The 12702-nt window shown below is 68.5% G+C and carries 16 protein-coding genes; 5 read left to right on the top strand and 11 right to left on the bottom strand.

Translation table 11 applies throughout. The annotated features are described in order from the left end of the window. Window positions 1–441: 441 nt before the first annotated feature. The 9 genes from ACDP63_RS23025 to ACDP63_RS22985 form a co-directional block, all read right to left on the bottom strand. A complete protein-coding gene (locus ACDP63_RS23025) occupies window positions 442–1002 on the bottom strand; it encodes an MFS transporter (RefSeq protein WP_036765012.1) in 561 nt (186 codons plus the stop codon). 208 nt (window positions 1003–1210) lie between these two features. After that, a complete protein-coding gene (locus ACDP63_RS23020; RefSeq protein ID WP_024843949.1) occupies window positions 1211–1795 on the bottom strand; it encodes a protein phosphatase in 585 nt (194 codons plus the stop codon). Next, the gene (locus ACDP63_RS23015) at window positions 1728–2846 is read right to left on the bottom strand and encodes an MBL fold metallo-hydrolase (protein ID WP_024843948.1); all 1119 of its coding nucleotides are present in this window, start codon (window positions 2844–2846) and stop codon (window positions 1728–1730) included. Before ACDP63_RS23015 ends, ACDP63_RS23020 begins: the two co-directional genes overlap by 68 nt. Further along, window positions 2834–4561 (bottom strand): ABC transporter permease, encoded by a 1728-nt coding sequence (locus tag ACDP63_RS23010; protein ID WP_024843947.1) that lies wholly within the window; start codon window positions 4559–4561, stop codon window positions 2834–2836. Before ACDP63_RS23010 ends, ACDP63_RS23015 begins: the two co-directional genes overlap by 13 nt. A 6-nt stretch (window positions 4562–4567) precedes the next feature. After that, window positions 4568–5536, bottom strand: coding sequence for an ABC transporter substrate-binding protein (locus tag ACDP63_RS23005; RefSeq protein ID WP_024843946.1), 969 nt, complete (start codon window positions 5534–5536; stop codon window positions 4568–4570). Further along, window positions 5527–6672 carry an ABC transporter ATP-binding protein gene (locus ACDP63_RS23000; protein WP_024843945.1) on the bottom strand — a complete coding sequence of 382 codons (1146 nt, stop codon included), beginning with the start codon at window positions 6670–6672 and terminating at the stop codon, window positions 5527–5529. The genes ACDP63_RS23005 and ACDP63_RS23000 overlap by 10 nt, the downstream gene beginning before the upstream one ends. A gap of 168 nt (window positions 6673–6840) precedes the next feature. Beyond that, a complete protein-coding gene (locus tag ACDP63_RS22995) occupies window positions 6841–7185 on the bottom strand; it encodes a GNAT family N-acetyltransferase (protein ID WP_167521744.1) in 345 nt (114 codons plus the stop codon). After that, complete coding sequence (locus ACDP63_RS22990; protein ID WP_024843943.1) at window positions 7077–7376, bottom strand: hypothetical protein; 300 nt, start codon at window positions 7374–7376, stop codon at window positions 7077–7079. The genes ACDP63_RS22995 and ACDP63_RS22990 overlap by 109 nt, the downstream gene beginning before the upstream one ends. A gap of 352 nt (window positions 7377–7728) precedes the next feature. Next, entirely contained in the window at window positions 7729–8499 is a 771-nt protein-coding gene (locus ACDP63_RS22985; RefSeq protein ID WP_147278004.1) for a hypothetical protein, read from the bottom strand. A gap of 178 nt (window positions 8500–8677) precedes the next feature. Here ACDP63_RS22985 and ACDP63_RS22980 point away from each other — a divergent pair, with 178 nt between their 5' ends. Genes ACDP63_RS22980 through ACDP63_RS22960 form a run of 5 tightly spaced genes read left to right on the top strand, consistent with a single transcriptional unit; the run spans window position 8678 to window position 11629 of the window. Beyond that, window positions 8678–9358, top strand: coding sequence for a phosphatidylserine decarboxylase (locus tag ACDP63_RS22980; protein ID WP_024843941.1), 681 nt, complete (start codon window positions 8678–8680; stop codon window positions 9356–9358). Further along, on the top strand, window positions 9358–10101 hold the full coding sequence (gene pssA, locus ACDP63_RS22975; RefSeq protein WP_028710246.1) for a CDP-diacylglycerol--serine O-phosphatidyltransferase: 744 nt from the start codon (window positions 9358–9360) through the stop codon (window positions 10099–10101). The genes ACDP63_RS22980 and pssA overlap by 1 nt, the downstream gene beginning before the upstream one ends. Window positions 10102–10109: 8 nt before the next feature. Beyond that, on the top strand, window positions 10110–10727 hold the full coding sequence (locus tag ACDP63_RS22970) for a class I SAM-dependent methyltransferase (protein ID WP_024843939.1): 618 nt from the start codon (window positions 10110–10112) through the stop codon (window positions 10725–10727). A gap of 42 nt (window positions 10728–10769) precedes the next feature. After that, window positions 10770–11159, top strand: coding sequence for a DUF4186 domain-containing protein (locus ACDP63_RS22965; RefSeq protein WP_024843938.1), 390 nt, complete (start codon window positions 10770–10772; stop codon window positions 11157–11159). After that, window positions 11156–11629 carry a YbaK/EbsC family protein gene (locus tag ACDP63_RS22960; RefSeq protein WP_024843937.1) on the top strand — a complete coding sequence of 158 codons (474 nt, stop codon included), beginning with the start codon at window positions 11156–11158 and terminating at the stop codon, window positions 11627–11629. The genes ACDP63_RS22965 and ACDP63_RS22960 overlap by 4 nt, the downstream gene beginning before the upstream one ends. Window positions 11630–11645: 16 nt before the next feature. On the opposite strand, the gene ACDP63_RS22955 is transcribed toward ACDP63_RS22960, so the two are convergent. Next, window positions 11646–11888, bottom strand: a complete 243-nt coding sequence (locus ACDP63_RS22955) for a hypothetical protein (protein WP_147277961.1) — start codon at window positions 11886–11888, stop codon at window positions 11646–11648. A 100-nt stretch (window positions 11889–11988) separates the two neighbouring features. Then, on the bottom strand, window positions 11989–12588 hold the full coding sequence (locus ACDP63_RS22950; RefSeq protein WP_024843936.1) for a TetR/AcrR family transcriptional regulator: 600 nt from the start codon (window positions 12586–12588) through the stop codon (window positions 11989–11991). Between the last annotated feature and the right edge of the window lie 114 nt (window positions 12589–12702).

Below are 12702 nucleotides of genomic sequence, written 5' to 3'. Positions count from 1 at the left end.
GCGCTGTATGGAGGCTACACCGCATCGGGCCAGCTACCCGTGCTGACCAAGCGGGGTCATTATTGGGCGCCGAAAGGGGGTCAAAGTTGCGTGCCGATTGACATCGGGGGCCTGGTCCTGGAGAAGCACCCCCGACAGCCTGAATCGCCCCGATGTCATCTCGATGCGCAACGAACTCTCCTGTCTCGGGCGCGGAACTGCGCAGGAAATCGATGTGATGGTAAGAAATTATCATATGCGTGTAAACCGAAAATTATATTTCATGCGACGAAGCTCCACGGCGATGGACAGCCAGGAAATGCGGCCTTGGCCAACGGCCCTGCCGAGGCGGAGCCCTTCCGGACGAAGTTCCTGCGCAGGCTCGCCGACCGGGGCCTGCGCGGTGCGAAACGGGTGATTGCCGATGACCACAGGGGCCGCGGGCTGCTGCACGCCGAGCCTTCATCGCGGCCAATGCACATGCGGGATCAGGCTGATCGTCACCGTCTGGAAAAACAGGTTCCAGAACCCGGTGAGCCAGGCGAGCGGCCCCGGGATCGGGACGCCGTGCAGAAAAGCCATCACCTCGGCCAGTTTGCCGCGCCAAGTCTTCCTGTCCGCCTGGCGCGGGTGGAAGTTCCCCGCGATCCCGGCAAGGATCAGTGCCGCGGAAGGGGGGGCGAGGAGCCCCCAACCCGCGGCGCGTCCGCCAGCGGCGACGCCGACCAGAGCGCCACGGCCGCCCGCCGAAAGCCGCAGCCCATCCATGCCGAGCATGAGCCTGCGCCGGTCGGCCCTGTCGGTGATGATCCCGGCCGGGATCGCAAACCGGGCCCAGGGCAGCCGCAGTGCCATGGCAACCAGGGCGATCGGCAATGGATCGCGGGTCAGCAGCGATGCCGTCCAGGCCCAGGCGGTGGCGGCGACTCCGTCCACCAGATTGGTCAGGCCACTTGCCGCGACGAATCGCAGGAGCGGCCAGCCATTGGTCGTTGCAGGGGATGGCCGGCCATGCGGCGCCATGATTCCTCCCTTGCGCTTCGGCTGGTTCCGCGGAGCGTGCAGCCTCAAGCCCCGCTGGGATCACGCCGAATGCGGGGATGATCTCGGAACACCCTCGCATGAGCCCTTCCCGGCGATGGCCCGGTTGGCCCTCGCTCCGGCGGGCCTGGATCATATGGTGTCCTGGAAGCGGGAGACCGAGGCGGCAATGACCCCTGCCGGGAAAGGGCTAACCGTGCAGCAGGGCGGGCAGGCTGCCGCTGGCCAGAACCGCTTGCGCCAGATCCCGCATCGGGGGCAGCGGGTAGGTGTCCGAATTGCCGCGCGCCCCGCGGATATGGGACACCGCACTGTCCAGCGTCGGGAACCTGCCGGGCGCGCGCAGGTGCAGATAGATCGCCAGCACGATGACCGAGCGCGACCGCCCGCCCCGGCAATGCACCAGCACATGCCCGGCGCGATGGGCGGGATAGTTCGGCTTGCCGGGGCTGGCCTGCGTGACCAGCCCTTCCAGCGCCAGAACGGCGGCGGCAAGATGGGCGGGCGTATTGCCCGACCCGTCGATCAGCCCCACCTTGGCGCGGCGCATATGGGTGCCGTCGGGCAGTTGCAGGGGCGCCACGTCGATGTTCAGCGCCACGTTCAGCGAAGACGTGATGCCCGCCGCCAGCAGCGCCGCGCCGTCGCGGGCGCCGGTCAGGTTGCCGACGTAAAGGCGGCAGATCCGGCCTTGGGGCAGGGCCAGGTCATGGGCCGGGACAAGGATCGCGGTGTCGTTCTCGGCCCGCTCGCGGGTGGTTTCCTTGGTGAGCATGGGTTTGGCTTTCTTCTGTCAGGGGGCAGACCCGGTCCGGTCGCCAGATCGGGGCCAGGGCGCGCGCGAGTTCGGGGGCATCGTCCAATGCGCCAAAGGCGGGAACCAGATGCCTGGCGCCGGTGATGCCGGCCAGCCAGAGCTGATCGCGGGCGCGGGGGTGCACGTTCCAGGGATGCCGGCTGGCGCGACCCGCGGCGATCAACCCGGCCGCCGCGCTGCCGGGGGCGACGTGGCCGGTGAAGATGAAGCGCCAGCCTCGCGGATCGGCGATCAGGCAGGACACCAGGTCGCCGGGGCGCTCGGTGTCCGCGGCGATGATCACGTCGCCGTCGCGGGCCTCTGGCGCGGTGGTGATGCAGCGCAGGTCGGGCAACGCGCCCTGCAGCTCGGCCCGGAGCTGCGGGCAGACCACCGGTGACAGGCCAAGGGCGGACAGCCGCAGCGCCATATCCGCGCCGCGCCCCAGGATCGGGACCGGCAGCACCGTGCCGGGGAGGATGCTGTCCGCCAGCGCCGGCCCCTGTTCGGCCAAGGTCTGATCGCGGTCGCCATAGGAAAGATCGGTGATCACCAGATCCGCCTGGGGCGGAGGATCGAGGGGCAGAAGCCCGGATTCCCGGCTCCAGTCGCCCATGTAAAGCGCGCCGCCCTCTTGCGGCAGGTGCAGCCAGATGCCGCCCATGGCATGCCCGCTGCGTCCGACCACGACAGGCAGGCCCAGCAGTTGCGCCGGCCCTTGCAGCGGCAGGGCGTGGCAGGCTGCGGGCGGCGGATGCAGGCCCAGCAGCGGCAGGGCGTCGAAGGTGGCGCGGCTGGCAAAGACCGGCGGACAGCCCAGCCGCGGCCAGAGGTCGATGGCCCCGACATGGTCGATATGCGCATGGGACAGGAAGATCGCATCGACCCGTCCGATGCCGTCCAGATCCGGGCGCTGGCCCGGTGTCGGGCCCTCGCCCAGGTCCATCAGGATCCGCCGCCCGGCGATCTCCAGCAGGAAGGCTGCCGGGGATTTGCCGCCCAGGCCGCTGAAGGCGGTCAGAACTGCCATGGCAACACGCCTTTCGGCAGAAAGCGCGACAGCGCCGTCGACAGCAGCATCAGCGCCAGCACGCCCAGGATCATCAGGCACCCAACGGCGGCGGCAAGGGTCGAGGCCCCGCCTTCCTCGAGGAAGATGATCATCGGCCCGATGGTGCGGGTGCCCGAGGAGATCAGCAGGATCGAGGTCTGGATCTCGTTGATCGCGGTCATGAAGACGATCACGGCGGCGGCGATGGCGGTTGGCGCGATCAGCGGCCAGATCACGTCGCGCATCCGGCGCAGGAAGCCCGCGCCCGCGACCTGCGCGGCCTCTTCCAGCGCGCGGTCGATCTGGGCGTATCCCGACAGCACCGGACGCAGCGCCAGTGCGAAGAAACCCGCGACATAGGCCGCCAGGATGATCCAGGGCGTGCCATAGATCGACACCCCGATCCCCGGCAAGGGCCGCAGGAACAGCAGGATCATCGCGACGCCCAGCGTGATGCCCGGCAGGGTATAGGCGGCCTCGGACCCGAAATGCAGCAGTCGCACCAGGGGCCCGCGCCGCCATGTCAGGAAATAGCCAAGGAAAACCGAGGCCAGCATCAGGAAGCCCATGGTGACCAGCGTCAGCCACAGCGAGGTGACGAAGGCATCGCGCAGCGACACTTGCTGGAACAGGGCCGCTGCGTAGTTCTTCAGCGTCATCGTCTCTGCCGTCAGCGGCAGGCCGTAGGCGGCGACCAGCGATGTCTGAAGCAGCGCCGACAGGGGCAGCAGCAGCGAGACGATGAGATAGCCCCAGAGCAGCGCCGCGATCACGGCCCCGGCCCGGCCCAGGGGAAGCGTCAGGGGGCGGCTGCCCAGATCGACGCGGGTATCGCCGCGCTCACCGGCGCGCGCGGCCAGCAGCACGCCCGCCACGGTCAGGGCGGTCAGCACCAGCGACAGCGCCGCCATGTTCGGCAGGGCGGCCGGCCCCAGCCCGTTGATCTGCTGATAGATCTGGGTGATCAGCGTCGGCACCCGTGCGGGAATGCCCAGCATGGCCTGAATGCCGAAATTCCCGATTGCCGAGACGAAGGCAAGGCTGGCCGCCGCCACCATGCCGCCGCGTGCCAGCGGCAGGATCACCGTCAGCAGCACCCGGAGCGGACCGGCGCCGGCGGCGCGTGCCGCCTCGGCCAGGTCCAGCGGAATGCGGCGCAGGCTGGCCTGAATCGCCAGATAGACCAGCGGTGCATTGTAGATGCCCAGAAGCAGGATGATCCCGGTCCTAGAATACAGGGGATGCCGCGTGCCCGCCTCCATCGACAGGCCAAGGACGCCCAGCACCGGGCTGGAGGGCGAGAAGGCCTGGATCCAGGCCATGGCGGTCACCTGCGGCGGGATCATCAGGGGCAGCACGAAGGCAAAGACCAGCGCCGATTTGCCGCCAAGGTCGGTCTGCACCATGATCACCGCGAAGATCGTGCCGACCAGCAGGGAAACAAGGGTCGAGGCCAGCGAGATCTGGATGGTGTTCCAGATCGCCGCCCCGGTCTGCGGGCGCGAGAACAGCTTCGCCAGCCGCTCGACCGCCAGCCCGCCATCGTCGAAAAGCGCCGCCTGCGCCAGCCGCAGCATCGGGGCGACGGAAACCGACAGGATCAGCACGGCCAGCAGGGCCAGCACGATCCTTTCGGACGAAAGCCGGAAAAGGGGCGCGCGCGGCGCCCCCATGCTGTTCGGAACGGAGGTCATCCCCGGTCAGCCGCCGAAGATTTCGGTGAACCGGGCGCGGGCCTCGGCATCCTCGGCCACCGCGCGGTCGGCATCCAGCGGCATCAGCCTGATCTCGGACAGCGCCGGCATCCCCTCGGGCGAGGCGACCTTGGGGTCGACCGGCATGTAGCCCTGTTCGGCCGCCAGTTTCTGGCCCTCTTCCGACAGCACGAAGCTGACGAAGGTCTTTGCCGCCTCGGGCTGATCGGTGCCGGCAAGGATCGCCACCGGCTCGGTGAAGAAGGTGGCGCCTTCGGCCGGATAGACGAATTCCACCGGCGAGCCCGCCTTCTTGGCGCGCAGCACATCGGCATCGATGTTGACGCCATATTTCACCTGGCCCCCGGCCACGGCCTTGAGCACCGGGCCATTGCCGCCCTCGGGCACCACGCCAAGCGCGTTCAGACGTTCGTAATAGTTCCAGCCCTGGCTGGCGTCCTGCAGCAGCGAATGCATGTGGACCAGCGCCGCGCCGGAATAAAGCGGGCTCGGGGCGACGATCTGGCCGGCATTGGCATCCTGGAACAGATCGGCCCAGCCGGTGACGGGCGCGGCGATCCGGGTGTTGTAGACGATGCCGGTGGACGAGATCTTGGTGCCGAAGAAGGTCTTGTCGGCATCGTATAGCAGCGGGTCGATGCCCTCGAGCGGCGCTTCGGGCCAGGCCAGCAGCAAGCCCTGGCTTTTCAATGCGCCCAGATTGATGCTGTCGGCGACCAGCAGCACATCGGCCTTGATGCCGCCGGCCTGCTGCTCGGCGGTCAGGATGTTCATCAGCTGCGAGGTGCCGTTGCGCATCCATTCCACGGTGATGTCGGGATGCCTGGCCATGAAGGCGTCGACGGTCTGCTGGGCGATTTCCGGCGATTGCGAGGTATAGAGCGTCAGCGTGGTCTGCGCCGACACCGAGGTCGCGGACAGCATCAGGGCAAGGGTGGTGACAGTCAGGCGCATTGGAATTTCTCCGTAAGATGCGGGGAGGAGGAGGGGACCGATGCCGCGCCGGGAACGGAGGTGCCGGGCAGCGGGATGGCCCAGAGGTCGCGGAACGCCAGGTCAAGGCGCGCGCCCGGTTCGGGCGGCGTGGCCGTGTCGGGCAGCACCATGGGCAACCGCAGGGACGGGTCCGCCTCCGGGCGCAGCTCATAGGACCAGCTGCCGCCGCGATAGCTGCGGGCGGTGACGCGGGCGGGGATGCCGGCCTCGCCCGGATGGGCGGGCTGGATATCGGCGGGATGGATGGCGGCCATGGCCAATGGCCGTGCGGTTTCCCCGGCATGGCAGCGCAGCCGGACGCGCATGCCCAGAAGATCGGCCATGGCAAGCCTGTCCCCCAGGGGCCGCAGGCCCTCGACCGGCAGCACCAGCCCACCCCCGATGAAACCGGCCACCATGGCGTCGGCAGGTTCGCGATACAGTTGCCGGGGGCTGGCACATTGCAGCAGGCGGCCCCTGTCCATCACCGCGATGCGGTCGGCCAGGGCCATCGCCTCGGCTTGGTCATGGGTGATATAGACCAGCGTCGCCCCGCTTTCGCGGTGGAAGCGGCGGAACTCTTCTTCCATCGCGGCGCGCAGATGCACATCCAGGTTGGCCAGGGGTTCATCCAGCAGCACCAGATCCGAGCCGGCGGCCAGGCAGCGCGCCAGCGCGACCCGCTGGCGTTGCCCGCCCGACAGATCCGCCGGGCGACGGCCGGCAAAGGGCGCCAGGTTGACGGTGTCCAGCGCGCGGGCCACCCGGGCCTGGCGTTCGGCCCGTGGCAGGCGCGCCACCTTCAGCGCATAGCCGACATTTTCCGCCACCGACATATGCGGCCACAGCGCGTAGTTCTGGAACACGAGGCCGATGCCGCGCCCCTCGGGCGGCACCATGGCATTTCCATCCGCCACCTGCCGGTCGCCCAGGGTGATCGTGCCTTCATCGGGGCGCTCGAAGCCTGCGACCAGCCGCAGCAGCGTGGTCTTGCCGCAGCCCGAGGGGCCAAGCACGGCCACGAATTCGCCCGCTGCGATGTCGAGGTCGATACCCGACAGAACCCTGGTTTCGCCATAGCTCTTGCCGATGTTCGACAGCCGCAAACCCGTCATGCCGCGCTGTCCCTTTCCTGCCGTTTCGGCGCGACTGATGCAGCGGCGGCATGACAGGAGCGTGGCCGTTCTGTAAAACCTTGATGAAGCTTGCGGTTCGGATCGAGGCGGGACATCGAACCGGGCGCCGGCGGCGACCCCCGATGCCCTCGGGACCAAGGCTGGCGGTCAGGAAGCCGCCGCCGCCAGGGATCGCGCATAGAGGATGCGCGCATGCGCCGCTCCGGGCGCAATGCCAATCCGTTCGAAACCGCAACGCAGTGGCAGCCGGTGAGACAGCTCTTTGGGCGCGTCCACCACGGCCACGAGCCGCCTGAGGCCGCAACCCTCTCGGGCATGATCCGCCACCGCCTCGAGCGCCCGCTTGGCCAATCCCCAACCCCACAGTTCGGGACGCAGCGCGATCACCGGCTCGACGCCGCCGCGCATGCGGGGCTCGCGCTGCAGCAGGTCGGAAACCGGCTGGAGGCCGCAGATGCCGGCAAAGGCTTGCCCGGCGTCTCCAGGGCCCACAAGCCCAGCCCCGCCTCGTCCAGCTTGCGGCTGCGCGCGAGCATGCCGGCGACCGTCTCGCGCGGCAGCACGATGTCGTCGCAGAGATATTTTCGCACCTGCGGCAGATGCAGCCGCGCGCATAGCGAGGCGAGATCGCCCGCGCGTGCCGGCCGAAGCGTCAGGCCGGGCAGCTGGATCGTCGGCTTCACGCCCTACCCTCCGGCACGGGATTGCGCTGCGGCGGGCGCAAGCATCGGTCCGTTCCGCCTCGGCAAAGGCGGTGGCATCCCAGCCCTGCTGGCGCATCCATGGCCTGCCTTCGGGATTGGAGGCGGAAACGGCGCGGGACATTCCATGCATATCCGGTCGGATGGCGTCGAGGACCGCTTTGCCTTCCGATCATGTGCCCTGGATCATGCCTGGGTCAACAGCGAGGCGGGAGGGTGCGGCCGGTCAGGGATATGGGCCATCGGGTCGTGAAATGGATCGGCGTCATCGCCGTTCCGAAACATTCGGGGGCCCAAACCACCGCCTCGGCGCACGCATGCTTATCCCGCCCTATCATGTTCGCCCCTGGGTGAAAGGCAACGGGTGCGATGCCTCCGATATCGAAGCCTGCTGCGGGCGGTGCAGCGCCCCGGCATGCGCCCTGCCCCGTGAGGGGCACGGCAAGCAAGGCGTCATGAAGGCCCGCGGACACGCGGAAATACCCGTCGCGCCCGGCATCGGCTTCGTCCGCTTGTCCGCCCGCCTGAGGATGTCCGGCGCACTATAGGTGTCCGCGCGTGCGGCTGGCCCCCGGGAATGGCTCTCTGCCCGCAGGGCCGGCAGCTTCTCGGCCGCGGCGATATTGATCGGCCCGTCTCGCGCCTTTTCAACCGCCATCGGCGCGGCGCCTGCAGCAACAACCGTACCGCCCGCGCGAGAAGCTGGAGCCGCGGGGCTGGCCGGGTTGCGGGACAGGCTGGTCTTGGCCAAGGTGGTCGAGGCGGCGGCGCGCGCCTGTGTCGAGGAGGCCGGTTCAAGCATCAGCGCCGCGTGCCGCAGCATGCCGACTGCCACGCGTGGGTGAAGGTCGAGCGCGCCGATGACGGTGCTAAGGGGCGAATTGGAACGCCAGGACGCCGAAGCCCCAGCCGGCGTGCCGGAGGTCCAGCCGGATACCGCGACCGGCCACCGCCGCAATGTCGGCGCTTCGCCGAGGCGCCGAATGGTCCCGACGGTGTCCGACTTGCGCTCGTCGACCGGCGAGGGGATGGTCACGCCGCTGAAACGCGCGACGATTTGATGGGCATCCTTGGCGTTGCGGGCGCGCAGCCGGAACCGGGGCAAACGGGAGCCATGACGGCGGCATCTGCTTGCCCCCGCAACCGGAGGCCTGTGCCTCGGGGCGGCCGGGGGCTTGGAGGGCGGGCACAGCGGAAGCAACATGTATGGCAGGCTGCACTATTGCATGTGGTCTCAATCGCATTATGACGGACGGCGCCGATCAGCCCTTGGGGAATGCCAGATGCGCATGCGCGACACCTTCATCAAGCCGATGCATCGCGAGGGCATCCGCTTCGTGGCGGCCTTTGCCGCCGCCACCCTGCTGCTGTTCCTGATCTGGGAGCCCTTGGGCTGGATCGGGGTCGGGCTGACCGTCTGGTGCTATTACTTCTTCCGCGACCCCGAGCGGGTGACGCCGGCGCGGCCCGGACTGGTCATAAGCCCGGCGGATGGCGTCGTCTCGCTGATCGAGCCGGCGGTGCCGCCGGCCGAGCTGGGCATGGCCGACACCCCGCTGACCCGCGTCAGCGTGTTCATGAGCGTCTTCAACTGCCATGTGAACCGCAGCCCCGTGGCGGGCGAGGTGGCCGCGGTCGCCTATCGGCCGGGCAAGTTCTTCAACGCCTCGCTGGACAAGGCCAGCGTGGACAATGAACGCAACGGGTTGCGCATCCGCATGGCGGATGGGCGCGACCTGGCGGTGGTGCAGATCGCCGGGCTGGTGGCGCGGCGCATCGTCTGTTTCGTCAAGCCGGGCGACCGGCTGGCGGCGGGAGAGCGCTTCGGGCTGATCCGATTCGGCTCGCGGCTGGATGTCTATCTGCCGCCGGGCGTAGTGCCGCTGGTCGAGATCGGCCAGACCATGGTCGCGGGCGAGACGGTGATCGCCGAGCTGGGGCCGGCCGGGCAGGCGGAGGCGTGATGGACCAGCCCTCCGGCCCGCAGACCGAGTTTTCGCTGGTCCAGCTTCTGCCCAACATGCTGACCATCGTCGCGGTTTGCGCAGGGCTGACCGCCATCCGCTTCGGCGTGCAGGGCGACTACATGCCGGCGGTGCTGCTGATCATCGCGGCGGGCATCCTGGACGGCATCGACGGGCGGATCGCGCGGCTGCTGGGCTCGTCCAGCAAGATCGGGGCCGAGCTTGATTCGCTGGCCGACTTCCTGAATTTCGGCATCGCCCCGCCGCTGATCCTGTATTTCTGGGCGCTGAAGGATATTCGCGGCCTGGGCTGGATCTGCGTGCTGGTCTTTGCCGTCTGCTGCGTGATCCGGCTGGCGCGCTTCAACGTCTCCGCCAAGTCCGAGGAGGCGCAGCGCGACAGCGCCTATTTCGAGGGCATCCCCTCGCCCGCCGGGGCGCTGCTGGTGATGCTGCCGATGTATCTGTCCTTCGCCTTCGCCGACCGGCCGATGCTGCCGGGGGCGTTGATCTGCCTGCACATGGTCCTGGTCGGGCTGCTGCTGATCAGCCGTATTCCCACCTGGTCCTTCAAGACCACCCGCATCTCGCGCGAGAACGTCAAGTTCTTCCTGGTCGGCGTGGCCTTCGTCGGGGCGGCGTTGCTGACCTTCGCCTGGGTGACGCTGATCGCGCTGTGCCTGGGCTATGTCGTCATGGTCATCTGGGCCTGGATCGACCGGGAACGGCCCTCAAACCGATAGGAACGGCCATGGACATCAAATCCATCCAAGCCTCGTATTCCCGCTGGGCGCCGATCTACGACCGGACCTTCGGGGCGGCGACCAACATGGGCCGGCGCCGGGCGGTGGACTACATCAACCGCCGCGGCGGCTCGGTGCTGGAGGTGGGCGTCGGCACCGGCCTGTCGCTGGAGCATTACGGCCCGCACATGCAGGTCACGGGCATCGACTTCAGCCGCGAGATGCTGGACAAGGCCGTCGCCAAGGTGCAGCGGCTGGGGCTGAAGCAGGTGCAGGCGCTGCGGCAGATGGATGCGCGGGCGCTGGATTTCCCCGACGACCATTTCGACACGGTGACGGCGATGCACGTGCTGTCGGTGGTGCCCGAGCCCGAGCGGGTGATGGCCGAGATCGCGCGGGTCTGCAAGCCGGGCGGCAAGGTGGTCATCACCAACCATTTCGCGCGCGACCGCGGCGCCATGGCGGCGGTCGAGCGGGTCTTTGCCCCCCTGGCCAATACGATCGGCTGGCATTCCGATTTCCGCATCGAGCGGGTGCTGGGCCAGGAATCGCTGGTCCTCGAGGAACGCCGCACCCTGCCGCCTTTGGGCATGATGACCTTTCTGGTGCTGGCCAAGGCGGGCTAGGCGGGGCTTTCCGCGCCGGGACGGGACGGCTATGTCCTGGGCATGACCGATCAGGACCAGATCCTGGGCCGGCTGGCCCGGTCCGCCTTTCGCAGCCGCTTTCGCCTTGGCCGGAAGCAGCGGCGCTATGCCGACGCCAGGGGGCGCGAGACCGTCGCCGCCCATGCGCGCGACTTCATCGCCGCGCGGCTGGCACCGGTCGAGCCGCCGAACGACGGCCGCCAGACCCCGATGCGTGGCCATCCGGTCTTCATCGCCCAGCACGCCACCGCCTGCTGCTGCCGCTCTTGCCTGCAGAAATGGCACGGCATCCCGCGCGGCCGGGCGCTGGACGCCGCGCAGCAGGCGCAGATCGTCGACCTGCTGATGGCCTGGATCGACCGCGAGATGGGCTTTCGCCCGCCACCGCCGCCGGCAAGGCCCGCGGAATGAGCGGCGCCACCCCGGCCACGCAATTCCTGCTTCGGGCGCAGGTGGCCTTTCGCCCGGTTGAATACCGCTATGATCCGGGGTCCGAGCGCGTGGCGCTGCAAGCGGCCGAGGCCATCGGCCTGCCGCCCGCCCGGCTGCTCAAGACGCTGATGGTCGAGGTGGACGGCCGCCCCGCCTGCGCGGTCCTGTCCGGTGATCGCAGCCTGTCGATGAAGCGGGTGGCGGCGGCATTCGGCGGCAAGTCGGCGGCGATGATGCCGCCCGCCAAGGCCGAGCGGCTGACCGGCTATCATACCGGCGGCATCAGCCCCTTCGGCCAGCGCCGCCCGGTGCCGGTGGCCTTCGAGGCCGACGCCATGGGCTTTGACGAGGTGGCGATCAACGGCGGCAGGCGCGGGCTGTTGCTGCTGCTGTCGCCGCGCGATGCGCTGGCCGCGCTGTCGGCCAAGGCGGCGGTGTTGTCCGCCTAGCCCCCGCAATCGCCATTCACCTTAGCCAGCTGCTGGTGGCTGCGAGAAGGTCGCGGCCATTGAAGGGGATGGTCCTGCGGTCGTAGCGGGTAGGGCGGAAGTGTCTGGGTCTGTTGAAGCCGCGTTCGATGCGGTTTCTGTCGTTCGCAAACAGACGGCTATCGTTCCCGGTCCGGCCCGGATCGCCTGCCTTTCCGGGCAGATGCGACACGATCCTCTCCCATTGGGCGTGGCTCAACGCCGAGCGCTTCGTGGTCATCCTGAACCCCGTGTCATCTCGGGATGTCCAGTGAACCGCTCAATTCCACTCAAGGAAATCCTGAACGTCGATCCGCCCTGGGACATCCTGCAAGGGGACTTCAGCGGACCGCCTTGATCCCTTCCAGGATCAGGGTCGTCGCCACATCGGCGTAATCCTCGCGGGTGATGCGGCCGCCGTCGCGGAACCACATGTAGACCCAGTTCATCATCCCGAACAGCGACATGGTCACGGGGGTCAGCAGCGGGCGCTGCGGATCGTCCAGGTCGGGGTTGATCTCGCGCAGCACGGCGGCGAAGCGCTTGACGATGCGGCGCTCGACGCCCAGGATCTCGGCCTTCTGGTCGTCGCCCAGGGCCGGGGTGGCGTTCAGCTGCACCTTGTGCTGGTTGTCCGCGCCGCGATAGCGTTCCAGCACCGTGCCGACCAGCCGGCGCAGGCGCTGCTGCGGCGGCAGGGTCGGATCGTCCGCCTCTTCGATGGCGGCTTCCAGCTCTTCCAGATGGGTGATGATGATGGCGAAGATCAGCGCGTCCTTGCTGGGATAATAGTGGTAAAGCAGCGCCTTGGAGACCTGGCTGTGGGTGGCGATCTGCGCCATGGATGCCTTTTCCATGCCCAGATCGGCAAAGACCTCGGCCGCCTTGTCCAGAAGGCCGCGCTGCTTTTCCTCGAAATCCGCTGCCCGTGTCCGAGCCATGCCATTCCTCATCAGGGCATCTCGATTTTTGACCGCTCTCTCGACCACGGAGCAGTTGGCGCAACCTGAAGCGCCTCGAAGGCCGTCAGCTGACGGGTTGTTGCGTCGGGTCTG

Source organism: Paracoccus sp. P2, from assembly GCF_046335115.1.
Classification (GTDB): Bacteria; Pseudomonadota; Alphaproteobacteria; order Rhodobacterales; family Rhodobacteraceae; genus Paracoccus; species Paracoccus pantotrophus.
Note: the sequence above shows the minus strand (reverse complement) of the source record. Positions and strands in the feature narration are given on the sequence as shown.

What these genes read in the sequence shown, in the direction of transcription:
- ACDP63_RS23025 (WP_036765012.1), bottom strand. Translation starts at nt 1,002, where the DNA reads ATGGCGCCGCATGGCCGGCCATCCCCTGCAACGACCAATGGCTGGCCG.
- ACDP63_RS23020 (WP_024843949.1), bottom strand. Translation starts at nt 1,795, where the DNA reads ATGCTCACCAAGGAAACCACCCGCGAGCGGGCCGAGAACGACACCGCG.
- ACDP63_RS23015 (WP_024843948.1), bottom strand. Translation starts at nt 2,846, where the DNA reads ATGGCAGTTCTGACCGCCTTCAGCGGCCTGGGCGGCAAATCCCCGGCA.
- ACDP63_RS23010 (WP_024843947.1), bottom strand. Translation starts at nt 4,561, where the DNA reads ATGACCTCCGTTCCGAACAGCATGGGGGCGCCGCGCGCGCCCCTTTTC.
- ACDP63_RS23005 (WP_024843946.1), bottom strand. Translation starts at nt 5,536, where the DNA reads ATGCGCCTGACTGTCACCACCCTTGCCCTGATGCTGTCCGCGACCTCG.
- ACDP63_RS23000 (WP_024843945.1), bottom strand. Translation starts at nt 6,672, where the DNA reads ATGACGGGTTTGCGGCTGTCGAACATCGGCAAGAGCTATGGCGAAACC.
- ACDP63_RS22980 (WP_024843941.1), top strand. Translation starts at nt 8,678, where the DNA reads ATGCGCATGCGCGACACCTTCATCAAGCCGATGCATCGCGAGGGCATC.
- pssA (WP_028710246.1), top strand. Translation starts at nt 9,358, where the DNA reads ATGGACCAGCCCTCCGGCCCGCAGACCGAGTTTTCGCTGGTCCAGCTT.
- ACDP63_RS22970 (WP_024843939.1), top strand. Translation starts at nt 10,110, where the DNA reads ATGGACATCAAATCCATCCAAGCCTCGTATTCCCGCTGGGCGCCGATC.
- ACDP63_RS22965 (WP_024843938.1), top strand. Translation starts at nt 10,770, where the DNA reads ATGACCGATCAGGACCAGATCCTGGGCCGGCTGGCCCGGTCCGCCTTT.
- ACDP63_RS22960 (WP_024843937.1), top strand. Translation starts at nt 11,156, where the DNA reads ATGAGCGGCGCCACCCCGGCCACGCAATTCCTGCTTCGGGCGCAGGTG.
- ACDP63_RS22955 (WP_147277961.1), bottom strand. Translation starts at nt 11,888, where the DNA reads ATGACCACGAAGCGCTCGGCGTTGAGCCACGCCCAATGGGAGAGGATC.
- ACDP63_RS22950 (WP_024843936.1), bottom strand. Translation starts at nt 12,588, where the DNA reads ATGGCTCGGACACGGGCAGCGGATTTCGAGGAAAAGCAGCGCGGCCTT.